The following is a 26,677-nucleotide window of genomic DNA, read 5'->3' as shown; positions in this document are numbered from 1 at the left end:
GCCGCCCTGCTCAAAGAGGAAGAGAAACCATGACCGCTTTTTGGATTGTGACTGCGGCCCTGCTGGCGCTGGTGAGCCTGGCGCTGATCCTGCCGCTGTGGCGCGGTGAGGGCAGCCAGAGCATCAGTCGCTCGGCGCTCAACAAACAGCTCTATCGCCAGCGTGTGCTGGAGATCGGTGAGGAGCGTGACCAGGGCGTGCTGGCGGAGGAGTCGGAATCCCTGGTGGAGCTGCAGCGCAGCCTGCTTGACGACATCCCCGACGTGGAGCAGAGCGCCCGCAGCGGCAAGAGCCTGGTGTGGATCCCGGGGGTGCTGGTGTTGGTGGTGGTGAGCCTCGGCCTCTACTACCAGCTGGGTGCCTGGCAAGAGGTGAGCCGCTGGCAGGATGCCAACAGCCGGCTCGGGGAGCTGAGTAACCGCATCCTGGTGGAGCGCGATGCCGAGGTGACCGAGCAGGATCTGCTGGACTTCACCCTGGGGCTGCGCACCCGCCTCAAGGATGAACCGAACGATTACCGTGGCTGGCTGCTGCTGGGTCGGCTGACCCTGGATGGCAACGATCCCGAGATGGCCCGCGAGGCGCTGGAGCGGGCCTATGGCCTGGCCCCGCAAAAAGCCATGGTGGCGGTGCCCTATGCTCAGGCGCTGATGATGACGGGGGAGGAGGCGCAGGCGGCACAGCTGCTGCAGGCCGCCATCGCCCAGGATCCGAAAAACATCGAGGCGCGCTCCGTCTATGCCTTCATGGCGCTGCAGAAAGAGGACTTCCAGACCGCGCTCGACCGCTGGCGGGCCATGTTGCCGCTGCTTGAGAAAGGCTCGACCCGCCATGCCATGGTGGAGCGCTCCATCGAGTATGCCGAGCAACAGCTGCGCCAGCGCGGCATAGCCCCGACCGCCGCCCCGGCCACCCTGAGTGAACAGGCTGTATCGCAGGCACCGGCTCAGATGCTGGCGGTGAAGGAAGGGGAATTCCCGCTGCACATCACCCTGGCACCGGGCATTCAGTTGCCGGAAGACGCTCACCTGTTCGTGTTTGCGGTGATCCCCAACGGTCCGCCCATGCCGATCGCGGTCAAGCGTATTCCGGGTCCCGGCTTCCCGCTGACCCTGTCCCTCGGTGATGGGGATGCCATGATGGAGGGCAGCAAGTTGGCTGCCTATCCTGAGTTGCAGTTCAAGGCCCGTTTGTCCCGTGGCGGCAACGTCATGAACAAGGAAGGGGCCTTCGAAGGGGTCTCCGTCACAGTACCGACGACCTCAATTCCTACAGCGCCGATTGACATCCGCATCGATCACGCCCTCTAATACCCTCTTGGCCCGACCCCGGGATGGGGCGGGCCGCCTATAATTCAGACTGATTCAAAATAAAAAGCTTAGGACTTTCATATGTATCTGCGTTCAGGAGCATTGGCAGTGGCACTGCTATTGGGGGGCTGTGCGGGTGGCCCTCCCAAGCCGGGCCCAGAGAGCCTGGATCTCGAAGAAACCCCAAACCGTCCCGAGGCCAGCAGCACGGCCAGCGATCCCCGTGACCCCTTTCAGGGCGCCAACCGGGCCATGTGGGCGGTCAACTACGATGTGCTTGAACCCTATGTGGCCCGTCCTGTGGTGCACGGCTATGCCCGCTACGTGCCGCAGGGGGTGAAGGACGGCATCGACAATTTCGTGGATAACTTCGACGAGCCGAGCAGCATGGTCAACCACCTGCTCACCGGTGACTTGAAAGGCGCGGGTACCAACTTTGGCCGCTTTACCCTCAACACCACAGTGGGTCTGCTCGGGATCTTCGATGTGGCCAAGCATGCCGGCCTCGAGCGCAACATGCTGGAGATGGATACCGTGCTCGGCAAGGCCGACATCGGCGATGGCGCCTACATCATGGTACCTGTCTACGGCCCGACCACTACCCGGGAGCTGGTCGGCGATACCATAGATACCATCTACTTCCCCTATGCCCTGCTGACCTTCCCGCTGCGGGTGGTGCACTGGGCGCTAGACGGGGTGGGGACGCGAGCCAAGCTGATCGATCAGGAGCGGATCATCGACAACGCGCTCGACCCTTATGCGCTCACCAAGGACTTCTACCTGCAGTACAACGATGGCAAAGTGAGTGGTCGCCAGCCTGAGCTCAAGCAGCAGAAGGGCCAGGAAGATGACAGCAACCTGGACGAGTATCTGGACGAGATAGACCAGTAACCCTTCCTGAAGCACAAGAGAGGCGTCCGTGGGCGCCTCTCTTGTTTTATTGCTACCATAAAAAACGCCCCGCGATGCGGGGCGTTTTGGTAAGAGCGGGCTATCAGGCAGCCAGATTCTTGGCCACGAATTCCCAGTTGACCAGGGTCCAGAAGGTTTCCATGTACTTCGGACGCAGGTTGCGGAAATCGATGTAGTAGGCGTGCTCCCACAGGTCGACGGTCAGCAGCGGGGTTGTCCCGGCTTCGGTCAGCGGGCAGCCGGCGTTGGAGGTGTTGACGATGGCCAGGGAGCCATCGGCTTTCTTCACCAACCAGGTCCAGCTAGAGCCGAAGTTGCCGATGGCAGACTTGGTGAACGCATCCTTGAACTCGGCGAAGGAGCCGAAGGCCTTGATGATGGCATCGGCCAAGGCGCCGGTAGGCTCGCCACCGCCGTTCGGGGAGAGGCAGTGCCAGTAGAAGGTGTGGTTCCAGATCTGGGCGGCGTTGTTGAAGATGCCGCCAGTGGAGGTCTTGATGATCTCTTCCAGAGACTTGCCTTCAAACTCGGTACCCGGCACCAGGTTGTTCAGGTTGACCACGTAGGTGTTGTGGTGCTTGCCGTGATGGTATTCCAGGGTCTCCTGGGAGATGTGCGGTTCCAGAGCATTGATTGCATAGGGCAGAGCGGGAAGTTCGAAAGCCATTTTCTACTCTCCATTGGCTGGGCCGTGCGAAGGCGACGGTTGCAAGACATTGCGTATTCTTTTCTATTTTGAAAAGAATTGTTGTTAAAATAGGGGGCCGGAAGGCCCAAAGCCAAGGGATTGTAGCAGTATCAAAGATGGGCTAACAACTCTTGATTCTCGCCATGACTTGGATCAAGCTGCCGCTTATTGACCCATATCTTCTTGCACTTCGCATGGTTTGCCAGTTTGTGGTCTGCCCGGTTTGCAGTAGAATGGCCGCCGAAATCGCTCTAGTGAGGCACCTATGGAAACTATCGAAAAGATCAAACAGCAACTGGCTGACAACCCCATCATCCTCTACATGAAGGGATCCCCCAAGCTGCCCAGCTGCGGTTTCTCTGCCCAGGCTTCCCAGGCCATGATGTCCTGCGGTGAGCCCTTTGCTTACGTCGACATCCTGCAAAACCCGGACATCCGTGCCGAGTTGCCGAAGTTCGCCAACTGGCCCACCTTCCCCCAGCTGTGGGTGGAAGGGGAGCTGGTCGGTGGCTGCGACATCATGATCGAGATGTTCCAGGCCGGTGAGCTGCAGACCCTGATCAAGGAAGTGGCCGCCAAGCACAAGCAAGATGAGACCGCCGCCGAATAAGGTCGCATCCGGATCATGCAAAATGGGGAGCTAATGGCTCCCCATTTTCTATCATGGTGTTATCTACTGCTGGCCACACAAGCCGGCCACTCGCGGTTTGTTACTGTTTTTTAGGTGGCAGCAGCAGGCTGTCGTCGAGGGTGCCATCCCCCCTGAGCTTGTTGCCGTTGGCATCGACCGCATCCACCCCGTTGTCGTCGAGGGTGCCATCCCCCCTGAGCTTGTTGCCGTTGGCATCGACCGCATCCATCCCGTTGTCGTCGAGGGTGCCGTCCCCCCTGAGCTTGTTGCCGTTGGCATCGACGGCGTCTACGCCGTTGTCGTCCACTCGGCCACCGGCGTGACGCTCTCCGCCCGCATGTTTGTCACCACCGGCATGGCGATCGCCCCCGGCGTGCTCGCCCTTGCCATTGTCATTACTGCCATGGCTGCTGTCGTTGCCGCTGCTTCCACTGTTGTTTCCACCACCTCCGCTGCTGCCACTGCCACCGCTTTCTCCGCCGCTACCCCCGTCCCCCCCTTTGTTGTGAACGATCAGCGAGTTGGCGATATAGCTGTGGCTGCCATCCAGGATCAGGTTGAACAGCGCCGTGGTGGGGGGGCACTCGACGGAGTACAGCGACTCGACCAACAGTTCGCACGATTGGGGGGCCAGCGCCAGATTGCCGGTGATAGCGCCCGTCGTCGGCCCGCACAGGATGCGCATGCCGGTGAACAGCGGCAGCACGGTCAGGGTCGGCAGCTCGGTGCGGGTCATGGCCGGGGAGATGGCCGCCCAGCCGCGGGAGCTCAGGAAGGGGTGCTCCGCCGTGAAGAAGGGAGGCAGATGGTTGAGGCCGTAGAGCTTCCTGTTGCCCAGCATGACCCGCTCTATGGTCAGGATCCGGTTGACCTGGCCGTACTGGTCTTGCACCCGCTCTCCCGCCTGCAGGCTATCGATGGGCCGCTCGCTCCCGTCGGCCATCAGGATGCGGGTGCCGGCGATGAAGCAGGACTTGGCATGGGCCTGGCTCAACTGCCATTCGTGGTGGGCGAAGTCATAGCTGAACGGGCTGGCAAACAGGGCGAGTGCGATGGCCGATCCCAGTAGCAGTTTGCGCTGGCTGGGTTTGAAGGGGGGCTGTGGCATGGGGGACTCCTTGTCCGGCTGGGTTGACGGAATCAAGTATAGAGCGACCCTCCTCCGAGACCCGGATCGACTGTTGACAAAACGATCTCGCTGGAAAAACGTTTTGCGTTGGCCATAAAAGTGCGTAAAATCGCGTATTCGATGCTTGTAGCAACGAATCCCGCCTAAAAAGCCAGTTTCATGCCCTCCCCAAGCAGTAAAAGGTAACAAATGACGCCTTGTTGCGCATTTCACGCCTTGAAAATGTGTTGTGATGACTGAAAAGTGTCAATTATTCCTGTCAGTCATCAAAAAATTAAGGACACCCATGTTTTCCTTGGTCAAGCAAAGTGTCGCCGGGCTGCAAATTCTATTTGTCGCCTTCGGTGCCATGGTTCTGGTGCCCCTGCTCACCGGATTGAACCCCTCCATGGCCCTGCTTGGCGCCGGTGTAGGCACCCTGCTGTTCCAGCTCTGCACCCGTCGTCAGGTGCCGATCTTCCTCGGCTCCAGCTTCGCCTTCATCGCCCCCATCATCTACGCCACCCAGACCTGGGGACTGCCGTCCACCATGTTCGGTCTGTTTGCCGCCGGCTTCATGTACTTCATCCTGGCGGCGCTGATCCGCGTGCGGGGCATGGGCTTCGTGCACAAGCTGCTGCCACCCGTGGTGATTGGCCCGGTGATCATGGTGATCGGTCTGTCGGTCGCCCAGGTCGCCTGCAACATGGCGATGGGTCGGGCCGGAGGTGAGCAGGTGGTGGCGCCTGCCACCGCGCTGACCTTGGCGGGGATCTCCCTGGCGGTGACCCTGATCGCGGCCGTGTTCTGCAAGGGCTGGATCAAGCTTATCCCCATCCTCTCCGGCGTCATCGCCGGTTATGTGGCCGCGGTGCTGATGGGCCAGGTGAGCTTCGAGGGCATGGCCAACGCCCCCTGGCTGGCGCTGCCTCACTTCGAGACCCCGGAGATCAACTGGGCTGCTGCCCTGTTCATGCTACCGGTGGCCATAGCCCCCTGCATCGAACACATTGGTGGCGTGCTCGCCATCGGTGGCGTGACCGGGCAGGACTACACCAAGAACCCGGGTCTGCACCGCACCCTGGCCGGTGACGGCATCGGGGTCTGCTTCGCCGGCTTCATCGGTGGTCCCCCCGTCACCACCTACGCCGAAGTGACAGGCGCCGTGATGATCACCCGCAACTTCAACCCGGTCACCATGACCTGGGCCGCGGTGTTCGCCGTCATCCTGGCTTTCTTCGGCAAGTTCAATGCGCTGCTCACCTCCATCCCCATGCCGGTGATGGGCGGTATCATGCTGCTGCTGTTCGGATCCATCGCCGCCATCGGTCTCAAGACCCTGGTGGAGTCCAAGGTGGATCTGGGCCTGTCCCGTAACATCGCCATCGTCGCCGTGACCCTGACCGTGGGTGTCGGCGCGCTGGAGATGAAGATAGGTGACTTCGCCCTGGCGGGCGTGGGTCTGGCCTCGGTGGCCGCCATCCTGCTGAACCTGATCCTGCCTGCGCACTCCGAGACTGGCGCCATGGATGCCGCCAAGGATTAAGGCGCTGCCCATCCTCCATCCGTGTTCGCCAAGAGGCCACCTTAGGGTGGCCTCTCTTATTTTTGGCTCAGCCTCATCTAGCCCGGTTTCCCCCGGTTCGGTGGCCTGTCGCAGGAGCCGGCGTCCCGACACACGGCCCTAGAGCCTGGCGACTACAATCATGGGCGTCGTTCACGATCGAGGAGATGGCGATGAAGAAGGTATGGATCCTGGCCCTGCTGGGGCTGATATGGGGTGGAGCGGCCCAGGCTGGCGCGGTGCGCTACGCGGTCGATGGGCAGCCGTTTGAGGGCTACTACCTGGCGGCCGGCAAGCAGGCCCCGCTGGTGCTGCTGGTACACGACTGGGACGGCCTGACTGAGTACGAGATCAAGCGGGCCGAGATGCTGGCGGCGCTCGGTTACAGCGTGTTCGCGGTGGATCTGTTCGGGGCAGGGGTTAGGCCGACCGCCGTGGAGGAGAAGAAGAAGCTCACCGGCGCTCTTTATCAGGACAGACCCAGGATGCGCAAGCTGCTCGCCGGGGCCCTGGCCGAGGCGGGCAAACTCGGTGGCCGCCTCGACAACGCGGTGGCGCTCGGGTACTGCTTCGGCGGGGCCGCCGTGTTGGAGCTGGCTCGCAGCGGCGCCGATCTCAAGGGCGTGGTGAGCGTGCACGGTGGGCTTGAGACCCCAGCTGGGCAGGATTACAAGCAGACCAAGGCCAGCCTGCTGATCCAGCATGGCAGCGCGGATCAGGCGGTGTCGCTTGATCAGTTCGCTGGGCTTATCTCCGAGCTGGAGAGCGCGGGCATCAAGCATGAGGCGATCAGTTACAGCGGCGCCCCCCATGCGTTTAGCGTCTTTGGCTCCGAGAATTACCGCGCCGATGCCGATGCCAAATCCTGGCGGCGCTTCACCGAGTTTCTCGGCGAGGTGACCAAGGGGTAGGGCCACCTTTGGTGGCTGCCATGACCAAGCCGCTAATGCCTTGTATCTGCACCTGTTTAGGATGCAGCTGGCGGGAGGGCCCGCAGAAGTTCAGTGGAAGCTGGTTATACTCATTCAATGAGGTATTCGTATCTGGTGAGAGTCGATGAGGCACCGGACTCTGATCACTGATAGTGGGTCACTGGAATTGCCTCAGACTTGTCCTGGATAAGGAGATGGGCTGTCCATACAGGATGAAAGCCTTATCCCTGTGGTTATATGCGAAGGAGTAATGACATGCGTGACTTGCGTCTATGGAGTCCGATTTTGATCATGGTGCTGCTGCTGGGTTGTGCCTCCAAGGGAGACACCCCTACCGAGCAGCGCAACCACATTCAGCAGATGCGTCAACAGACGCTGTCCACGCTGTATGGACAGAATCCGAACATCAGGCAGGAAGTGGCAAGATCCAAGGGTTATGCCGTCTTTGCCAATGTTAACAACAACCTGCTACTGATCAGTGCGGGCAGCGGCTATGGCGTGCTGCGTGACAACCGGACCGGCCGTGATACCTATATGAAGATGGCAACCGCCGGGATGGGGGTGGGTATGGGGATCAAGAAATTCCAGGCCTTGATCATCTTCAACGATGCCACCGCCCTGGACAGATTCATCACCAGCGGCTTCGATGCCAGTGCCCAGGCGGATGTGGCGGCGAAATCCGCCGACGATGGCAAGGTGGTGGTCAGCGAGGCGGCCAACGCCGACTTCCAGAAGGTGAAGATGTATCAGCTCACCGAGAAGGGTGTCGCGGTGCAAGCCACCATGCAGGGTTACAAGTACTGGCCGGATGACGAACTCAACGGCACCAAATAATACCCGTATTGCTTGCAACCTCTGAAGACGCGGTGCTCTGGTGAGCACCGCGTCTTGTTATTCAAGGCACTCATTCCCCTGCTGGCACATGGACCCGATGGGGCATGCCGCCGGTACCTCACTCCAGCGCCAACACCCTCACCCACATGGCCCCTCTCCCAACTGGCTGGCGGGATAACAGCGTCAGAGACCCCGTCTCGGGGGCGATGCTGTGCAGGGCCAGATCCTGGGATTCCTGCCCGGTGACCACCAGATAGTGGCCGCTGTGGTCGATGGCAAAACCGCGGGGGCAGGGCTCGGTCGGGAAGTGGGCGAGGGCGGTCAGCTTGCCATCTTCTTCATCGACTTCAAACAAGGTCAGCAGGCTGCTGGCCCGCTCACAGGTATAGAGATAACGGCCGTTCGGGGTGAGGTGAATGTCCGCCCCCCAACGTTCCCCCTCATAGCCTGCCGGCATGATGTCCAGACTCTCCCGCGCGCTGATGCATCCATCCGCCGCCCTGTGGTAGCGATTGAGAGTGCAATCGAGTTCGTTGAGGCAGTAGAGATCGCCATTGGTCGGGTGCAGCGCCAGATGACGGGGCCCGGCGCCAGTGGCGGTGTGAATGTCCCCCAGGGGATGGGGCTCCAGCCGGTTTTGTTCATTCAAGGTGAAGCGGCGAATGACATCCTCCTTGAGGCAGGCGACCAGCAGCTCCTGATGGCCTTGCTTATCGTGCAGCAGGGTCACCGAATGGGCGGCCATCAGCTTATCGATGCGCTGATGTGGCGCCAGCACCCGACCGGCGGCATCCATGGGCGAGACGCTGACGTGGTTGAAGGCGTAGGAGGCGGCGAAGAACAGCTTGCCCCGTGCGTCGGTGCAGGTGTGGGAAGCACTGCCCGCGAGCGGGGCCGATACCGGCGTCCCGAGCCGACCGTCCGCCGCTATGGGGTAGCTCAGCACCTTGAAGTCGGGCCGCACGCCTGCGTAGAGCCAGCGTTTGTCCGGGCTGATGACCAGCGGCTGCACCTCCCCCCCGGTCTGTACTTCTTGCAGCGGGACCAGCTCATGGTCCTTCAGTTGAAAGACATGAATAAACCCGCTCACCGGGTTGGCGACATAAACCACTTGCTGCATGGCAGGCTCCTGATAGTGACGGGGGCGATGATGGGGTTGCCGCCATGTCACTGGGAAAAGGGATAAGGATCTGACGGGATGGTCGCATGGATAGGACCTGGTATCCAACAAGCCTTGCACCACGCTATGGACCTTCCTCTACGGAGATGGTCAGCCTAACTGCCCCCAGATCTCGTGGATGACGGGCAGCACCGACAGGGCCAGCAGCGCCGCCATGGCGTGGTTGAAGTAGCGGCGGGCGCGGGGGCTCGTCAGCCAGCGCTTGAGCAGGGTGCCAAACAGCAGCCAGGCGCCGACGCTGGGGAAGGAGACGATGAAGAAGGTCAGGGCTATGGTCAGATTCTGCTGGTAGAAGCCGGCACCGGCACTGGTGAAGGCGGCGATGGCACCGGTGGCGACCACCCAGGCCTTGGCATTGACCCATTGGAACAGGGCGCCCTTGAGGAACCCCAGGGGGCGGGCAGAGGCGTCTCCCGTCACCTCGTCGGCGGAGCGGGCAATCAGCCAGGCCAGGTAGAGCAGATAGAGGGTGCCCACACACTTGATGACGAGGTGCAGGCTGGGGAAGAGGCTGAACAGCTGGCCGAAGCCCAGTCCTACCAGCAACAGCATCAGGGTGAAGCCGACGCAGATCCCCATGAGCAGCGGCAGGCTGCGCCTGATCCCGAAGTTGGCACCGGCGCTCATCACCATGATGTTGTTTGGGCCTGGAGTGACCGATGCCGAGATGGCAAAGAGCACCACGGCGTAGAGATAGTCCATTGCGATCCTCGTGGGTGACATTCCGTTGTCTTCCCTATATTGGGGGCTTGCTCCCGCTTTCAAGTCCGGCTGCCCGGGTAAAAAACAGGCTCCAATGAGGAGCCTGTTTGCATGGGCAGGAGGTCGGGATCAGGCCGGCTTGCCACCATTGGGCGGCGGCAGGGCCGGGCGGGACTCTATCTTCTGCTCATCCCCTTGTCTGTTTTTGATGTGGACATCCATCTGGTTGAACGCGATGTCGATGTTGTGTTCACGGAACAGCACATCTATCCGGCGGTTCAGCTCATCGATGGCCGGGTTGCGATCACCGAGCTCGCTCACGAAGAAGCGCAGCTCGTGATCCAGGGTGCTGGCGCCGAAGGTGAGGAAGTAGACGATGGGGGCAGGATCCTTCAAGACCCGGCTGTTCTCCGTGGCGGCCTGCATCAACAGCTTGCGGGTCAGCTCCAGATCCGAGCCATAGGCCACCCCGACCCGGGCGATGACCCGGGTGACGGTGTCGGACAGGGACCAGTTGACCAGTCGCTCTATCATCAGCTGCTGGTTCGGGATGATCACCTCCTTGCGGTCGAAGTCGGTGAGGGTAGTCGAGCGGATGCGGATCTTGTTGACCGTCCCCGAGATGGTGCCGATGGTGACTGTGTCGCCGATCCGCACCGGACGCTCGAACAGTATGATGATGCCGGAGATGAAGTTGGAGACGATCTGCTGCATGCCAAAACCGATGCCCACCGAGAGACCGGCGGCCAGCCATTGCAGTTTCTCCCACTGGACTCCCAGCATGGCCAGCGCCGTCAGGCTGCCTATCCCGATCAACGCATAGTTGAGCATGGTGGTGAAGGCGTAGGCGGTGCCCTGGGCGAGGCGCAGCTTGGAGAGCACCAGCACCTCGAGCAGGCCTGGCAAGTTGCGGGCAAGGGACAAGGCCGCGCCGAACAGGAACAGGCCGGTCAGCACATCGCTCAGGCTGATGGGATAGAGCACCGCATTGGCGCCGGTGCCCTCACTCTTGTGCCAGAGCACCACGCTGTCGAGATAGGTAAATACGGCGACCAGATCGGACCAGAGCCAGTAGAAGGCGACGCCGAACACCAGCAGCAGCATGATCCGGGTCAGGCGCAGGGACTGCTGGCTGGCATCCTCCAGATCCATGGGCTGCTCTTCGATGGCCTCGCCCCCTTCCGCATCCTCCTGGGACCTGTGCTCCCGCTTGGCGACGGCGCGGCGATAGGCCAGGCGGCGGGCCGCCAGCTCAAGACCCCGCAGGGCGGTGCGGTAGACCAGGCCCCAGATGATGATGAGGTAGAAGGATTCGATCAGCCGGCCGGTCAGCTTCAGGGCCGTGTAGTAGTACCCCAGCGCCGCCAGCACCATGAGCGCCAATGGGGCCAGCGCCAGGGCGACCGCCGTCAGGGTCTGCACCATGCTGGCCTCGCCCTTGATGCGGGCGCGGGAGATGGGCAGCACCAGGTAGGCGGTCAGGCCGAGCAACAACAGGGTCAGGGCCTGCCCGATCACGTCGTTGCCAAGAGACGAAGGTTCTACCACGGCCTTGGTCGACAGCATGATGAGCGGCAGCAGGGGGAACCAGAGGTAGCGCATGCTGTTGCGCTTGGCTTGCAGCTCGGCTCGTGGCAGGCGGAAGTGAGACTCGCCAATGCCGCCGGGACGCATCACCGACAGGTAGACGCTGAACACCAGATAGCCCATAGCCAGGTTCAGGGTGATCTGGAAGATGAGCTTGGGGCTCAGCAGACCACAGTACGTCAGCCAAAGGCCGGCGGCCAGGATGAAGAGGCTGCCGGGCAGGCGCTGCAGCACGGTGTAGAGCAGGGCGCGCGGGGTGTGCCACTGGCTGTCCTGGCGGAAACGGCCGAGATCCTTGGTGATCGCCTGCTGGCGCTTGAGGAAGGTCGGCCGCTTCCACAGCAGCAGACCACCCACCAGCAGCAGCGGGAAGGCGAGCAGGGAGACCGGCAACAGCACCTCGCCCCAACCGCTCCAGTCGGGTTTGAGCACCCAGTCGGAGGCTTGCTTGTAGGCCTGGGCAGGCCAGTTGATGAACCACTTGCCATCGATGGGCTTGTTGCTGCTGACCCAGAAGATGTGTTGTTGCAGGGTGAACTCGATGGAGGCATAGACCCGGGTCAACTGCTGCTGGGTCAGCTGCAAGCTGATGGCATTGGTCAGCTGGCTGTCGAGCTGGCGGTTGAGCTGATCGAGCAGGCTGATGCGGGTGTCGAGCAGCTTGGCGAGGCTGGCCTTGTCTTCCTCGCTGACCGGCTCGCTGCTGCTGGCTACCAGGTTGTCCAGGTATTGGGTCTTCTGAAACAGCTGATCCCGCTGTTGGCTCAGTTCGAACTGGGCCAGGTGCAGGTCGGCTATCTGCTCCTCCAGGTTCTTCACCAGGGTGGAGGGCGCGGCCTCCAGCTGTTGGTAGAGCTGGTAGAGGATGCGCGACAGCAGCAGGTTGCCCTTGAGCATCTGCACCTGTTCGTTGAGGTTGCGCTCGGTCTGGGTGCCGCGCTCCAGCCAGCTCTTGGCCTGCAGGTTTTTCTGTGCGAGCGAGTTCAGGTTGGTGGTGGCCGCGATCAACTGCTGGCTGAGCTGGTAGTTGATCTCCTGCTCTTTTTGCACCAGCGGGTTGTCTGCGATGGCCACCAGCTCACCGGTCTGTTCGGCGGCCTTCTCGGTGTCGCCGAGGCGTTTGGCGCTGCTCTGCTCCTGCAGCGCCAGCAGCTTATGCTCCTCGCTGGCGAGGCGCGCGCTCTGGTAGTCGCGCTGCTTGACCGCGAGATCCTGCATGCTGGTGCGGTTATCCAGCTCCTTTTGCAGGTTCGCCAGTTGCAAGTCCAGCAACACCAGCTCGGTATTGAGCTTCATCTTCTCGGCGCTGCTGATGCTGTCACCGGAGTTCAGGCGGGAGCGGATCTCCTGGCTGCGCTGATAGGCGCGGCTCATGTTGGCCTGGGCCCGCTCGGGCAGGGTCTGCAGGCTGGTGATCTGACTGCCGATGGTGCCGAGGGCCTCCTGGGCCTCCTGCAGGTTGGCCATGATCTCGGTCTGGCGACTCTCCAGCTCTGCCAGGCTCATGCTGGCGTATTCGCTCTTGAGCTGTTCCGGGCTCTTGTCCTGGCTGAGGCCATCGAGCTTGGCGCCGATCTCTTTGAGCTCGGTGGGCAGGGTGCGCAGTCGCTGGGTCTGGGCCTTGGCCTTGGCCTGCTCCTTCTCGATGTTGTCGAGCAGACTCAGGGTGTCGGTCAGCAGCTTCTGATCGGCCTGCTGGTTGACGGTGAGGGTCTCCGACTTGCCGAGGGCATCGAGCGCTCGTTGTACCGTGGCGCGTTGGGGCAGATCCTGCGCCATGGCTTGCGGGACGCAGAGGCTGATGAGTAAACAGAGCAGCGGCAACAGGGTGGCCGAGACTCTTCTGAACTGTGTTGAGGGCATATAACTTCCGGGTTATTACGCGAAATTTGGGAGGTTTCCCTCGAGGGGGGAAATCCGCGTGAATTCTAACACCGGCCGGGAAGGGGAAGCAGAGGGCAACATAAAAAAAACGGCGCCCGAAGGCGCCGTTTCATCGGTTCAGTACGAATTAGAGTACGTGAACGGAGGCGGTGTTGGTCGTGCCGCTCGGCACCAGGGCACCGGAAACCATGACGACGACGTCACCCTTCAGACCCATGCCGCTGGCCAGCGCCGCTTCTTTACCGATGCGATAGAAATCGTCGGTAGAGGCGATGCTGTCAACCACGTGAGCCATCACACCCTTGGTCAGGACCAGCTGGGCGGCGGTTTTCTGGTTGGTGGTGACGGCCAGGATCCAGGCTTTCGGGAAGTACTTGCGAATGGCCTTGGCAGACTTGCCGCCTTCGGTGGCAACCACGATCAGCGGGGCATCCAGCTTCTCGGAGGTCTCTACCGCGCCTTTGCAGACGGCTTCGGTGATGCGCAGCTTGTTGCTGTCGTTGGCAGCAGACAGGTTGGACGGCATCACGGCGTCGGTGCGCTCGCAGATGGTGGCCATGATGGTCACGGCTTCCAGCGGGTATTTACCCTTGGCGGACTCACCGGACAGCATGACGGCATCGGTGCCATCCAGCACGGCGTTCGCCACGTCGCCAGCTTCGGCGCGGGTCGGACGCGGGTTCTTGATCATGGAATCCAGCATCTGGGTGGCGGTGATGACCACTTTACGTGCCTTGTTGCACTTGGTGATGATCATCTTCTGGGCGAAGATCACCTCTTCAACCGGGATTTCCACACCCATGTCGCCACGGGCGACCATGATGCCGTCGGATACGGCCAGGATCTCGTCGAAGTTGTCCAGGCCTTCCTGGTTTTCGATCTTGGAGATGATCTGGATGGCTTCGCCACCGTGGGCCTTCAGGTGCTCACGGATTTCCAGCACGTCTTCTTTCTTGCGGATGAAGGACGCAGCAACGAAATCAACGCCTTGCTCGCAACCGAAGATGAGATCGCGCTTGTCTTTCTCGGCCAGGGCCGGCAGCTTGATGGAGACGCCCGGCAGGTTGACGCCCTTGTTCTCGCCCAGGTCACCGTTGTTCAGCACCTTGCAGATGACTTCACGTTCGGTGATTTCGATGACGTCCAGACCGATCAGGCCGTCATCCACCAGGATGCGGTTGCCGACGCGCAGGTCGCTGGCGAAGCCGGCGTAGGTCACGGCGACCTTGTCTTTGTTGCCAACCACGGTCTGGTCGGTGGTGAAGGTGAAGGTCTGGCCAGCGACCAGAGAGACATCGTTGCCACCTTCCAGCTTCATGGTACGGATTTCCGGACCCTTGGTATCCAGCAGAATGGCTGCGCGGGTGCCGGTTTCGGCCATGACTTCACGCAGGTTGCTGATACGGGTGCCGTGCTCGGCGTAATCACCGTGGGAGAAGTTCAGACGCATGACGTTCATGCCGGCATCCAGCATCTTGGTCAGCATTTCTTTGGATTCGGTCTTGGGACCGATGGTGCAGACGATTTTGGTCTTTTTCATGGGAGTCTTCATGGTTAAGGAGTTTCCGCCGAGCAATATACACCAGTTTTTGGATACTTTTTATGATCCAGAAACAACGTTTTGAGCTAAAACCGCCTCATTTCACAAGATAACGTTTTCGCTCACTGTTGATTTTAGGGGCTAAAATAATTGGTTTCCCAGATCTCAGCCCATTTGGTTCCCCTTCCTCGAGCGTATCGGCTTCGAACGGATGTTGTTAAATAACCAACAACGACGTCAGGGCTGAGGGGGAGATCGGCGGTTTATGGCCGAGCCGCCACCAAGTGTAGTGAGGAGGCCGTCGGTTGCCAGCGGGAGGGGCATAAAGGAAGCTCGTTGAGGGAAAATAAGGCGCCGTTGTCACCAGCGGCGCCTCTCATTTATATGATCAGCAGCGGATGATCCCGTGGCTTGGGATCAGCCGAAGAACCAGTAGCCGCGGTTGACCAACCGGGTCAGCAGTTGCAGGAAGCCGGCCTGATCGGCGAGCTCCACCATGTCGACCTGGGTGATGATGTCCTTGTCACACAGCAGCGAAATGGCGGCAGCGTCTTCGCTCTGCAGGGTCCAGGCTTCGCCGTCGATGTAGCACTGCTGGTTGTCGCCGCTGAACCAGACGGAGCGCAGGCCCGGCACCTTGATGGCGGGCTCGCCCTGAGTCAGCAGATCGGCGATTTCCTCGGCGCTGTAGTCAGGCTCGACCGGGTTCACGTCCAGATCGTGCTTGGCCTCGGAGATCATGGTGCCGAACCACTCCTTGAACAGGGTCTCGTCGTCCAGCGCCTGTTGCATCAATTCGCGCAGGCGGTGCATCTCGTGGGGCAGGATCTCGCCGTGACGGGCGCGGGGCTTGAGGTCCGGATCGCCATAACGCTCGGTACGCACCTCGTTGTCGATCAGGTGATCGGCAAACGACGAGATGAGCGCCTTGGCGTCCGGCGCGCGGAAGCCCACCGAGAAGTTCAGGGAGGGCTCGATGGCGTAGCCTTCGTGGGGGAATCCGGGCGGGATGTAGAGGATGTCGCCCGGCTCCATGATGACGTCGATGATCGCCTCGAACGGCTCGCAGTGCAGCAGGGCCGCGTGGGCGGCGAACTCGCTCCGGGGCGTTGCATCGCCGACGCGCCAGTGGCGCTTGCCCTGACCCTGGGTGATGAAGACATCGTAGTTGTCGATGTGGGGGCCGACGCCGCCATGAGGAGTGGAAAAGCTCACCATCACATCGTCAAAGCGCCAGCCCGGGATGAACTGGAACGGCAGCGCCAGCTCGTTGACCTCGGGGGCCCAGTGGTTGCAGGCCTGCACCAGCACGGTCCAGTTCTCTTCCCCCAGGTGATCGTAAGACTCGAAGGGGCCGTGGGCGGCTTCCCACTTGCCGTCGAAACGGGTCACCAGGCGGGATTCGATGACCTCCTCCATGGCCAGGCCCGCCAGCTCGTCCGGGCTGATGGGATCCTGAAAGTCTTTGAAGCCACCCTTAATGAGGAGCGGGCGCTTCTGCCAATGGTGCTCGAGGAAGTGGGCAATATCCAGATTGAGTTCGTACATGGTGCTTCTCGTATCTTGTGAGAGATCTTGCCCAAACTTGGCTTGGGCAAGGGCTCTGAAATGGCCCGATAGCCTATGACGCTATCGAATGGGCCAAAATCAACGGGGGCCCTGCCGTCATGACAGAGCCCCCGCCGGTTCGGTTTAGCCGCTTACTTCAGCAGATCGACCAGACGCTGGGCCTGACCGAGGTAGTTGGCCGGGGTCAGCTTCTTCAGCTCTACCTTCACCTCTTCTGGCAGCTCCAGGGTGTCGATAAAGGTGCGCATGCCTTCGGCGTCGACGCGGCGACCACGGGTCAACTCTTTCAGCTTCTCGTAGGGCTTCTCGATGCCGTAACGGCGCATCACAGTCTGGATAGGCTCGGCCAGCACTTCCCAGTTGGCGTCCAGATCGGCGGCCATGGCCGCGCTGTTGGCTTCCAGCTTGGAGATCCCCTTCAGAGTCGCCTGATAGGCGATCAGGGAATAGCCGACGGCGACGCCGAGGTTGCGCAGTACGGTCGAGTCGGTGAGATCACGCTGCCAGCGGGAGATAGGCAACTTGGAAGCCAGATGCTGGAACACGGCATTGGCCAGACCCAGATTGCCTTCGGAGTTCTCGAAGTCGATGGGGTTCACCTTGTGGGGCATGGTGGAGGAGCCGATCTCGCCAGCGATGGTGCGCTGCTTGAAGTGACCCAGCGAAATGTAGCCCCATACATCGCGGTCGAAGTCGATCAGGATGGTGTTGAAGCGGGCCATGGCGTCGAACAGCTCGGCGATGTAGTCGTGCGGCTCGATCTGGGTGGTGTAGGGGTTCCAGGTCAGGCCCAGAGAAGTGACGAACTCCTCGGAGAACTGGTGCCAGTCGACGTCCGGGTAGGCGCTGACGTGGGCGTTGTAGTTGCCGACCGCGCCGTTGATCTTGCCCAGGATCTCGACCGCCATGATCTGCTTGTACTGGCGCTCCAGGCGATAGGCGACGTTGGCCATCTCCTTGCCCATGGTGCTCGGGGTCGCCGGCTGGCCGTGGGTACGGGACAGCAGCGGCATGTCGCGGTACTCATGGGCCAGGCGCTTGAGTTCGCTGATGAGCTTCTCGCAATAGGGCTTGATGACCTCGTCGCGGGCGGTTTTCAGCATCAGGCCGTGGGAGTTGTTGTTGATGTCTTCCGAGGTGCAGGCGAAGTGGATGAATTCGGAGATGGCGGCCAGCTCCGGGTCCACTTCCACCTTCTCTTTGAGGAAGTACTCCACCGCTTTCACATCATGGTTGGTGGTGCGCTCGATCTGTTTGATGCGGGCGGCGTCACTCTCGTTGAAGTTGAGGACGATGCCGTCGAGCAGGGCGCTCGCGGCCGCGCTCAGGGCTGGGACTTCCGGGATCCCGGCGTGGCTTGCCAGTTTTTGCAACCAGCGAACCTCGACTTCGACGCGAAAACGCAGCAGGCCGAATTCGGAGAAGATAGGACGCAGGGCATCGGCCTTGTCGCCATAACGACCGTCAATCGGGGAAACAGCAGTCAGCGCGGACAGCTCCATGGGGTGAACTCCTGATGTGTGTGGGGGGTTAGAAACTCAAAAACGTTTGGCCAGTTCCACCATCTTCTTGCGCGCGAAGATGATCTGGGTGCGGCTGCCGCCAAGCTGGCGCCACAGCACGCAGGCACGGATGCCCGCCAGCAGCAGGGCGCGCACCTTGTGCTGCACCAGCGGCTGTTGCAGGAACAGCGGGGTGCCCGCAATCTGGATGCGCGGCCCTATGGGGCTGATGAGATCGCTGTAGATGCTCGCCATGTTGGCCAGGATCTGCTCGTCGAGCAGATCGAAATGCTGTTGCTGGCGGCCGATCTGGCCGATCCGCTCCCCCAGCATGTTGAGGATGTCCTTGCGCTTGGCGAGCTTGCGCTCCAGCGCAATCAGGCTGACCACGTAGCGGGTCAGCTCGGCGTTCTTCTGGTTGCTGGTGCCGAGTTGCTCCACCAGGGCGCGGTAGCCGTCGCGGATCGCGAGGTGGCTGCCGAACACTTCCAGCGGCTGTTTGGGATTGGTCACCAGCACGCTTTGCAGGCTTTCGCGCAGGGAGGCCTCGTCACAGCTGCCATCACGGGCCACTTTTTGCACCAGATAGGCCGCCTGGCAGATGCCGGCGAAAGCCATTGTTCTGTCTTGGAATTTGTCGCTCACGTCTGCTGCCTTCTGTTAAGGATTCAAACCGGATGGCTGAAACGCTGTTCGATGATGCCGCCGCCCAGACACTCTTCCCCGTCGTAGAAGACGGCAGACTGCCCCGGGGTCACCGCCGCCTGTTTCTCATCGAAGATGACCCGAATGGTCTGGTCGTCGATGGGCTGGATGAGGCAGGGGATGTCTTCCTGGCGATAGCGGGTCTTGACGGTGCAGCGGCGCGGCGCGCGGATGGGGGTGCGATCCACCCAGTGCAGCTGGCTGGCGATGAGACCGTCGGAGTAGAGACGGGGATGCTCGCCCTGCGCCACCACCAGCACGTTGCGCTCCACTTCCTTGTCCACCACGTACCAGGCCTCCTCGGTGGCGTCTTTGCGGCCACCGATGCCGAGCCCCTTGCGCTGACCCAGGGTGTGATACATCAGACCCTGGTGCTCGCCGATCACCTTGCCATCCACGGTTTCGATGGGGCCGGGCTGGGCGGGCAGGAACTTGGCGAGGAAGTCCTTGAACTTGCGCTCACCGATGAAGCAGATGCCGGTGGAGTCTTTCTTCTTGGCGGTGACGAGATCGAGCTGCTCGGCGATGCGGCGCACCTCCGGCTTCTCCAGATCCCCGACCGGGAACAGGCTCTGACCGACCTGAGCTTCGCTCAAGGTGTAGAGGAAGTAGCTCTGATCCTTGTTGCCATCGAGACCGCGCAGCAGGCGCGGACGGCCAGTGCTGTCGTCACGGCGCACATAGTGGCCGGTGGCGATGTAGGTGGCACCCAGCTCTTCGGCGGCAAACTCCAGGAACGCCTTGAACTTGATCTCCTTGTTGCACAGGATATCCGGGTTCGGGGTGCGGCCCGCCTTGTACTCGGCCAGGAAGTGCTCGAACACGTTGTCCCAGTACTCGGCGGCGAAGTTGATGGTGTGCAGCTTCATGCCCAGCTTGTCGCAGACGGCCTGAGCGTCAGCCAAATCCTGGGAGGCAGAGCAATACTCGTCCGTGTCGTCTTCTTCCCAGTTCTTCATGAACAAACCTTCGACCTGATAACCCTGCTGCTGGAGCAAGTAGGCCGAGACGGAAGAATCCACGCCGCCGGACATGCCGACGATCACCTTGATTTGGCTGTTGTCTGTCATTAGTCGAAGTTACCAGTTCGTTTAAACGGGGCGTATTCTACCAGAGTTTTGCGCCCCCGGTCACATCTCCCTGCCGCCGTTCCCCTCGGGAGCCCGGCGACGGGAAATCGTTTTTCTGTTTGTCGGCACCATGATGAAAGAAATGGCACCAAATGATCCTAAATGGCCTGTTCAGGAGCTGTCACGAGAGGTCGGAAGCTCGGTAAAGAGCAGCGCAGGAACCGGAGTGTGTAAATACACATGAGCTTTCCTGATTACAAACAAGCGAGCAGCACATGAGCCTTGATCACGGCCTCGCAGTAAGATCGTGGACAGGCTTCAAATAAAGGCCTTGAGCGCCGACAGTGGCAGGCGGGTGCCCCCCAGATAATCCTGGATGCACTGCCACACCAGCGGACTTCTCAGGGCCGGTTTGCACTCGGCGATCTCGTCCAGGGTGAGCCAGTGGCAGGCCAGCACGTCGCCGTCGGGATCCTCTGGATGGTGCTGACCCGGTGCCTTTTCAAGGTCGAACACCAGGGCGGTGCGCACGAAGGTGGCCTCGCTGTCCGCCGGTTTGAACAGATAGACCCCCAGCCAGGCGTTGGGACGGGCGCAGAGCCCGGTCTCCTCTTTCAGCTCGCGGCAGGCGGCCTCGATCAGGTTCTCACCAGGCTCCACATGGCCGGCGGGCTGGTTGAAGCGGCGCTTGCCCGCGATTTCCTCCTCCACCAGCAGGAAGCGGCCCTGCCAGTGCACCAGGGCGGCCACCGTCAATCTGGCGGGCAGCGGGGGGTGATCAGTCATAAGGACTCCTTGTCTCTCGTGTTCATTCAAGATTGGCCGTTGCCGTTGCCGTTGCCGTTGCCGTTGCCGTTGCTGGCGCGAGCCGGACGGCGGGCGGTGCCGCGGCCGGTGCTGCGGGGCTTGCCGTCGGCCGGCTTGGCGGGATGGGACGGGGCGAGGCCGAGCTCGGCGCCATGGGGCCTGCTATTCGACGATGCGCCAGCAGCGTCTCGTGCTGCCTTCGGCCTATTTTGATTGCGCAACTTATCGTAAATCTTATTGTTTGTAGTCGATTTCACCGACCGATCCGGCGTTCCCTGGCCGTCCCGGCGCGATGTATTGGCGCGCGGGAGCGCTGCCAGCTCGGGGGCGGGCAGGCTGCAGCTCTCGCCGCACGCCAGATCGTCCAGGGTCCAGTCACCGATGGCGTAGCGAATGAGGCGCAGAGTGGGGTGACCTATGTGGGCCGTCATGCGCCGCACCTGGCGGTTGCGTCCCTCCACTATCTTGATCTCGAGCCAGCAGGTGGGGATCTCCTTGCGCTCGCGGATCGGCGGATTGCGCGGCCAGACGGCGGGCGAATCCATGATCCGCGCCCCGGCGGGCAGGGTCATGCCGTCGTTCAGCTCGACTCCTGCGCGCAGGGCTGCCAGTTTCTCTTCGCTCGGCACCCCTTCCACCTGCACCCAGTAGGTCTTGGGGGTCTTCTCCCCCGGTTGTGTGAGGCGGGCCTGCAGCTTGCCGTCGTTGGTGAGCAGCAAGAGCCCCTCACTGTCTCTGTCCAGTCGGCCAGCGGCATAGATGCCGGGCTCACGGATGTAATCCTTGAGGGTCTCCCGTCCCGCCTCGTCGGTGAACTGGCAGAGCACCATGTAGGGCTTGTTCAGCAGCAGCAACTTGCGATCGGCTGGCGCCAGCTCCGGCTTGCGCTCCGTGCCGGTAGCTTGGCGAGCCTGCTGAATGCGGGGCTTGACTGCCCCCTTGGCAGGGCGCTGGGAGAGGGAGAGACGGGGACGGGCAGATTTCATCGCATGCACACCAAAAGCAGAGGATGCGCGATTGTATCACAGGGGGATCGGCTGGCAGATGAACGAAGCTGGCTCACGCCAGCGCAAAAACGTCGATGAGCCTGATCAGCTCAGCAGGCCTTCGATGACGATGGCCTGCCGGGCGGGGGAGGAGCTTGCGTGCAAGAGCGCCATGCTGACTGTCTCGTCCATCAGGGCGCGGGCCAGTCGGGTGAGGGGGCGCAGCTGTTCGGGGGCGAGGCCGCTTGGGATGGCCAGCAGTATGAGGGTGCTGACCGGGCCGAGCGCCGATCCCCAGTGGATGGGCTCATCGCAGCTCAATAGCGAGAGGGTGGGCTGGCGGATGGCGGGGCAGATCACATGGGGCATGGCCAGCCCCGGCCGGATGATGGTGGCGGCCAGCTGCTCGCGCGCGTGAATGGCCTGCTCCAGCGCGGGTCTGTCGCGCACCCGCTCCCCGGGCAGCAAGTCCACCAGCACCCTCAGGGCCAGGGCCTTGTCGAGGGGGGCGTTGGCGTGGCCGAGTTGAGCGAGGGAGAAGCAGTAATCGGGCAGGGCGAGGCCAAGGCGCTGCTCGGCCTGGGCGGCCGTGCCCGGCCGACCGAGCGGCTGGCCCAGCTCCCCGCACCAGCAGGTAAAGGCCATGTGGGCGAGCTCGGCGTCCAGCCCCTCGATCAGCAGTTGGCAGAGATCCCCGGGCTGGGTGGCCAGGGTGAGCAGGGCGAGCTGGTTGGCCGCCCCCACGCTCTGGCGACGGGTCATGTTGATGAACTGGATGTGGGACTTGAACAGCCCGGCCAGCCGGCAGAGCTGCTTGGCCTGGGTGATGGTCAGGCCCTGGCGGCAGCAGAAGGTGAGCTCGCGGCGCAGCATTCAGGCGCCGCTGATGGACGCTTTGAGCACGGCTATCGCATCGAGCAGCACGGCCTCCAGCGGGACCTGGCGCAGGGGGCAGCCGAGGAAGCGATCCTTCTGTTCGATCTCGATATCGGAGGCGATCAGCACCAGATCGGCGACGGCGATGTCCCTGGCGGTCAGCACGTTCTCCAGTCCCATGGCGCCCTGGGTTTCGACCTTGATCTTCAGTCCCAGCTTGTCGGCGGCTTTTTGCAGCGCCTCGGCGGCCATGTAGGTGTGGGCGATACCGGTGGGGCAGGCGGTGACGGCGAGGATCTTCATGGGCTCTCGAAGCAAATTGAGGTGGGGCAACAAGATAGCGCCAAGGGCCTGATTTTGCCAAAGGTGCGGGCGAAAAGTGGGATCTTGGCGGTGCAGTGGTGGCAGGATGCACCGTGGGTGGCTGCAATCTGGTGTCATTTGCTGACAGTGGCGGCCCAACATAAAAAACGGCCCGCCAAAGGGCGAGCCGAATGCACACTACGGAGTGAAACACTTTGTCTATCAGGCGGTCTGGGTGGCCAGCTCGGCGGCTTTCAACTCGCGCTTGATACGGCGGATCTTGCGCTCCTCGGCGACGGCCACGCAGGCCATCAGCACCAGGCAAGCGGCGGCGGCCATGTCCAGCGCCGCGAAGGTGCCGGTCCAGCCGGTCAGGCCGAAGATGGGGGTGCCGTCGGCTATCATGCCCAGACCCAGCTTGGCGAAGCTGTCACCGATGAGGTAGGCAAAGGTGCCCTTGACGCCATCGGCCACGCTGATGCCCTGCTTGGGCACGAAGCCCACGGCGGCGACGCCGATCAGCAACTGCGGGCCGAACACCAGGAAGCCCAGGGTGAACAGGGAGCCCAGGAACATGAACTGGGTGGTGGCGTGCTGATAGAGGCCCAGGGTCGCGATGATCAGCGCCAGTGCCACACAGGCCACCAGGCCGCGGCGCCCGTTCGCCAGATCGGAGAGATAACCCCACATCAGGGTACCGACCAGGGCGCCCACTTCGAAGAAGGTGAAGCCCTGGATGGCGACTTCCTTGGAGAAGCCGAGCTCCTGATGGGCGTAGACGGTGGACCACTGGTCGATGCCGATGCGCACCACGTACAGGAAGATGTTGGCGAAGCAGAGCAGCCAGATCACCTTGTTCATCAGCACGTACTTCACGAAGATCTGGCCCTTGGTCAGCTTCTGCTCCTCGGTGGCGATGTCCTCTTCGCTGGCCACCTCGTCAAACAGCTCCTCCACCTTGCCCAGACCATAGGCCTCCGGTGAATCGTTGCCAAAGCGCAGGCCGATAAAGCCGACGACCAGGGCGATGATGGAGGGGAAGATGAACATGCCGAGCACGTTGCCATCAAACAGGTAGTTGGCACCGAACAGCGCCACCCCGGCCGCCCCGGCGCCACCCACGTTGTGGGAGAGGTTCCACATGCCGAGGTAGGTGCCGCGCTTGTTGCGGGGGGTCCACTTGGTGATGGTGGAGTAGCTGCAGGAGCCGCCACAACTCTGGAAGAAGCCGCTCAGCGCATAGAAGAAGATCATAAAGTAGAGGCTAAAACCCGTGCCGCCCATGCTGGCGCTGAAGCCGAGCATGCAGAGGGCGGAGAGGATCAGCATCAGCGGCAGGAACTGCTTGGTGTTCTTGCCGTCGGCATAATAGGAGACGACCGTCTTGCCCACCCCGTAGGTGATGGAGAAGCCGAGGCCTATCATGCCGAGCTCGGTCATGGAGAGACCGTACTCCTGGATCATGTCATTCTGCGCAATGTTGAAGTTCTTGCGGATCAGATACATGGTCAGATAGCCAATGAATACAACCAGATAAGATTGCATGAATGGCTTGAACCAGAGCTTGCGCCGGGCTTCGACCGGCAGGTCCAGGGTGGGGATCCGGACCTGTTCGAGCAGTTTAAACATCTTCGTTCATCCTCTGCGAGATAGACGCTATTCCCGCCGCGTTCCTCATTTGTGTATTGAACTCGTTCAATCTGTTATGGGAGGTCACGCCACGGGAAGGGCGACAGGAAGAGGGCGAACTGCAGAGCGCTCCCCTGTCGATTGAACCCATGCCCGAACGCACCTTGGCGTGCCGGGTAACTACATCAGGTAGGTCGACTGTAAAGAGGCGGGCTGTGGATGGCGTGAGAGCCATGCCTAGGGGGATTAGGAAAATTTCCTAGTTTGGCGGCTTGTGGCCGTGAAGCGTGAAGGGGATCACAGAGTTTGCTCAAGAGTCCGAGAGCCTGGATGGGTGCGCCGCCGCAGGGGCTGGCGCCGTCAGGCTCGCAAAAAGGGGGGCGTGCAAAAACAAGGAGGCCACCCGGGGGTGGCCTACTGTCATCTCAAGTGCCTGTGGTGGCCAAGGTTCATGCCGCCTTGGCCAGTTCCATCTGGTCGGTTTTCTTCACCCGCAGTTTTTTCAGGGCAACCGCCACCACGCCGGTGACTATGGCGCCACAGATCATGCAGAGCAGGGCCAGCAGCGGCTTGTTGACCGCACCCAGCAGGGCGACGATGGGGCCACCGTGGGCGACGCTGTTGGTGATGCCAAACAGGAAGGCCATCACGGCGGCTGTCATGCTGCCCAGCACGTTGGCGGGAATGACGGCGAGCGGGTCACGGGCGGCGAACGGGATCGCCCCCTCGGAGATACCCACCAGACCCATGGCACCGGCGGCCTTGCCCGCTTCGATCTCTGAGGCATCGAAGATCCCCAGCTTGCGACCGAGCACGGTAGCGAGCGACATGCCGAGCGGCGCCGCCGGTATGGCGCAGGCCATGGCGCCCATGAACTGGGTCTGGCCCGAGGCAATCATGCCCACCGAGAACAGGAAGGCCACCTTGTTGACCGGGCCGCCCATGTCAAAGCCCGCCATGCCCCCGAGCACGATCCCCAGCAGCACCAGGCTGCCGCCGCTCATGGAGAGCAGCATGGCGTTCAGGCCGGTCATCATGTCGGCGATGGGCGCACCAATGATGAAGATGAAGACGGCGGCGATAAAGAGCGACCCGACGATGGGGGCGATCAGGATGGGCACCAGGGGCTGCACCATCTTGTGGTACTGGCGGGTGGCTATCCAGCGCACCAGATAACCGACCAGGAGGCCTGCGATGATGGCACCGATGAAGCCGGTACCGGCGTCGGCGCCGTAGAAGCTGCCGTTGTTGGCTATCCAGCCGCCGATAAAGCCCGGCGCCAGGGCGGGTCTGTCACCTATGGCGTAGGCGATATAGCCCGCCAGAATGGGGATCATCAGGGTGAAGGCGGCGACGCCCACGTTGAGGATCTGGTTCCACATGCTCCCTGCCGGGATCTGCATGCCGCTCGGGGTCGGATCCCCGCCGATGGCGAGCGCCAGGGCGATCAGCAGGCCCCCGGTCACCACGAAGGGGATCATATGGGAGACGCCGTTCATCAGGTAACGGTAGAGATCGGAGCTGCCGCCAGCGCTTTTCTCCTCGCTCTTGCGCTCATCCTTGTCCGCCACATAGGCGGGGGCCTTCAGCGCCTGCTCGATCAATCCCTTGCCATCCTTGATGGGGGCTTTCACCCCTGTCTTGATGAGCGGCTTGCCGTTGAAGCGGGCCATGTCCACCTGCTTGTCACAGGCCACGACTATGGCGCTGGCGCGGGCAATCTCGGCCGCGGTCGGGCTGTTCTTGACGCCGATGGAGCCATTGGTCTCTACCTTCACCTCGTAACCCAATTCCTTGGCGGCGCGCTCCAGGGATTCCGCCGCCAGATAGGTGTGGGCTATGCCGGCCGGGCAGCCGGTGACACCTATGATGAAGCCCTTGTCGGCGGCGGGGGCGGCTTGCTCCTCTCTCTTCTCAAGCAAGAGTGCCAGCGCGGCGGCGGGGGTCTTGGCCGCCAGCAGGGCGTCGATAAAGCCCTCTTCGATCAGCTTGGCGGAGAGCTCGGCCAGCACCTCTATATGGTGATTGGCGCCGCCCGCCGGGGAGGCAATCATGAAGAACAGTCGGGACGGCTTGCCATCCTCGGCGCCGTAATCGATACCGCTGCGGCTGATGCCGATGGCCACCGCCGGAGTGCTCACCGCCGCGCTCTTGGCGTGGGGCAGGGCTACGCCTTCCTCGAAGCCGGTGTTGTCCAGCTCTTCCCGGGCCCACAAGTCCTTGATGAACTGCTGCTCGTCGCTGACCTTGCCTTGGGCGACCAGCAAGCGGGTCATCTCGCTGAAGACCTCCTCCTTGCGGCTGGCCTTTAAATCGAGCGCGATCAGTTGCTCGTTGATAAGGGTGGTGATCATGGCG

At 61.9% G+C, this 26,677-nt stretch carries 21 protein-coding genes and 1 pseudogene; 6 read left to right on the top strand and 16 right to left on the bottom strand.

Annotation, left to right across the window (positions count from 1 at the left end; genetic code table 11):
* Positions 1-29: 29 nt before the first annotated feature.
* Together ccmI and MM194_RS08735 are read left to right on the top strand one after the other, a co-directional pair.
* Entirely contained in the window at positions 30-1,310 is a 1,281-nt protein-coding gene (ccmI, locus tag MM194_RS08740) for a c-type cytochrome biogenesis protein CcmI (protein ID WP_241343349.1), read from the top strand.
* An 81-nt stretch (positions 1,311-1,391) separates the two neighbouring features.
* Positions 1,392-2,201 (top strand): VacJ family lipoprotein, encoded by an 810-nt coding sequence (locus MM194_RS08735; protein ID WP_033130845.1) that lies wholly within the window; start codon positions 1,392-1,394, stop codon positions 2,199-2,201.
* A 103-nt stretch (positions 2,202-2,304) separates the two neighbouring features.
* Here MM194_RS08735 and sodB read toward each other — a convergent pair whose 3' ends face one another.
* Positions 2,305-2,889 (bottom strand): superoxide dismutase [Fe], encoded by a 585-nt coding sequence (gene sodB / locus MM194_RS08730; protein ID WP_033130846.1) that lies wholly within the window; start codon positions 2,887-2,889, stop codon positions 2,305-2,307.
* Between the two features lie 286 nt (positions 2,890-3,175).
* On the opposite strand from sodB, the gene MM194_RS08725 reads away from it, so the two are divergent.
* Positions 3,176-3,520: a Grx4 family monothiol glutaredoxin gene (locus MM194_RS08725; RefSeq protein WP_033130847.1), complete on the top strand. Its 345-nt coding sequence runs from the start codon at positions 3,176-3,178 to the stop codon at positions 3,518-3,520.
* 100 nt (positions 3,521-3,620) lie between these two features.
* Here the strand turns inward: MM194_RS08725 and MM194_RS08720 are convergent, their stop codons facing one another.
* A complete protein-coding gene (locus MM194_RS08720) occupies positions 3,621-4,649 on the bottom strand; it encodes a hypothetical protein (RefSeq protein ID WP_241343348.1) in 1,029 nt (342 codons plus the stop codon).
* Between the two features lie 307 nt (positions 4,650-4,956).
* On the opposite strand from MM194_RS08720, the gene MM194_RS08715 reads away from it, so the two are divergent.
* The 3 genes from MM194_RS08715 (at position 4,957) to MM194_RS08705 (ending at position 7,979) form a co-directional block, all read left to right on the top strand.
* Positions 4,957-6,195, top strand: a complete 1,239-nt coding sequence (locus MM194_RS08715; protein WP_241343347.1) for a uracil-xanthine permease family protein — start codon at positions 4,957-4,959, stop codon at positions 6,193-6,195.
* 191 nt (positions 6,196-6,386) lie between these two features.
* Positions 6,387-7,124, top strand: a complete 738-nt coding sequence (locus MM194_RS08710) for a dienelactone hydrolase family protein (RefSeq protein WP_241343346.1) — start codon at positions 6,387-6,389, stop codon at positions 7,122-7,124.
* A gap of 276 nt (positions 7,125-7,400) precedes the next feature.
* Entirely contained in the window at positions 7,401-7,979 is a 579-nt protein-coding gene (locus MM194_RS08705; protein ID WP_238566407.1) for a hypothetical protein, read from the top strand.
* 118 nt (positions 7,980-8,097) lie between these two features.
* Here MM194_RS08705 and MM194_RS08700 read toward each other — a convergent pair whose 3' ends face one another.
* The 14 genes and pseudogenes from MM194_RS08700 to MM194_RS08635 all read right to left on the bottom strand — a co-directional run bounded on the left by MM194_RS08700 (position 8,098) and on the right by MM194_RS08635 (position 26,673).
* Positions 8,098-9,099, bottom strand: a complete 1,002-nt coding sequence (locus tag MM194_RS08700) for a beta-propeller fold lactonase family protein (protein ID WP_241343345.1) — start codon at positions 9,097-9,099, stop codon at positions 8,098-8,100.
* A gap of 150 nt (positions 9,100-9,249) precedes the next feature.
* On the bottom strand, positions 9,250-9,861 hold the full coding sequence (locus MM194_RS08695; RefSeq protein WP_241343344.1) for a LysE family translocator: 612 nt from the start codon (positions 9,859-9,861) through the stop codon (positions 9,250-9,252).
* Positions 9,862-9,990: 129 nt separating this feature from the next.
* The gene (gene mscK / locus MM194_RS08690) at positions 9,991-13,311 is read right to left on the bottom strand and encodes a mechanosensitive channel MscK (RefSeq protein WP_241343343.1); all 3,321 of its coding nucleotides are present in this window, start codon (positions 13,309-13,311) and stop codon (positions 9,991-9,993) included.
* Positions 13,312-13,459: 148 nt separating this feature from the next.
* Positions 13,460-14,872, bottom strand: a complete 1,413-nt coding sequence (gene pykF / locus MM194_RS08685; protein ID WP_241343342.1) for a pyruvate kinase PykF — start codon at positions 14,870-14,872, stop codon at positions 13,460-13,462.
* A gap of 417 nt (positions 14,873-15,289) precedes the next feature.
* Entirely contained in the window at positions 15,290-16,420 is a 1,131-nt protein-coding gene (locus MM194_RS08680) for a cupin domain-containing protein (protein WP_241343341.1), read from the bottom strand.
* Positions 16,421-16,572: 152 nt separating this feature from the next.
* Positions 16,573-17,943: an adenylosuccinate lyase gene (gene purB, locus MM194_RS08675; protein ID WP_241343340.1), complete on the bottom strand. Its 1,371-nt coding sequence runs from the start codon at positions 17,941-17,943 to the stop codon at positions 16,573-16,575.
* Between the two features lie 36 nt (positions 17,944-17,979).
* Positions 17,980-18,588 (bottom strand): annotated as a pseudogene (gene hflD, locus MM194_RS08670) (high frequency lysogenization protein HflD); the annotation flags it as partial.
* Between the two features lie 23 nt (positions 18,589-18,611).
* Positions 18,612-19,718 carry a tRNA 2-thiouridine(34) synthase MnmA gene (gene mnmA / locus MM194_RS08665; protein WP_241343339.1) on the bottom strand — a complete coding sequence of 369 codons (1,107 nt, stop codon included), beginning with the start codon at positions 19,716-19,718 and terminating at the stop codon, positions 18,612-18,614.
* Between the two features lie 318 nt (positions 19,719-20,036).
* On the bottom strand, positions 20,037-20,504 hold the full coding sequence (locus tag MM194_RS08660) for an NUDIX hydrolase (protein ID WP_241343338.1): 468 nt from the start codon (positions 20,502-20,504) through the stop codon (positions 20,037-20,039).
* Between the two features lie 26 nt (positions 20,505-20,530).
* Complete coding sequence (locus MM194_RS08655; RefSeq protein ID WP_241343337.1) at positions 20,531-21,511, bottom strand: pseudouridine synthase; 981 nt, start codon at positions 21,509-21,511, stop codon at positions 20,531-20,533.
* 105 nt (positions 21,512-21,616) lie between these two features.
* A complete protein-coding gene (locus tag MM194_RS08650) occupies positions 21,617-22,384 on the bottom strand; it encodes a PTS sugar transporter subunit IIA (protein WP_033130332.1) in 768 nt (255 codons plus the stop codon).
* On the bottom strand, positions 22,385-22,690 hold the full coding sequence (locus MM194_RS08645; protein ID WP_033130333.1) for a PTS fructose transporter subunit IIB: 306 nt from the start codon (positions 22,688-22,690) through the stop codon (positions 22,385-22,387).
* A gap of 222 nt (positions 22,691-22,912) precedes the next feature.
* The gene (uhpT, locus tag MM194_RS08640; protein ID WP_241343336.1) at positions 22,913-24,319 is read right to left on the bottom strand and encodes a hexose-6-phosphate:phosphate antiporter; all 1,407 of its coding nucleotides are present in this window, start codon (positions 24,317-24,319) and stop codon (positions 22,913-22,915) included.
* A 449-nt stretch (positions 24,320-24,768) separates the two neighbouring features.
* Positions 24,769-26,673 carry a fructose-specific PTS transporter subunit EIIC gene (locus MM194_RS08635; RefSeq protein ID WP_241343335.1) on the bottom strand — a complete coding sequence of 635 codons (1,905 nt, stop codon included), beginning with the start codon at positions 26,671-26,673 and terminating at the stop codon, positions 24,769-24,771.
* Positions 26,674-26,677: the final 4 nt, after the last annotated feature.

The organism is Aeromonas sp. MR16, from assembly GCF_022549315.1.
Classification (GTDB): domain Bacteria; phylum Pseudomonadota; class Gammaproteobacteria; order Enterobacterales; family Aeromonadaceae; genus Aeromonas; species Aeromonas aquatica.
This window is presented reverse-complemented; position numbering and strand designations above follow the sequence as displayed.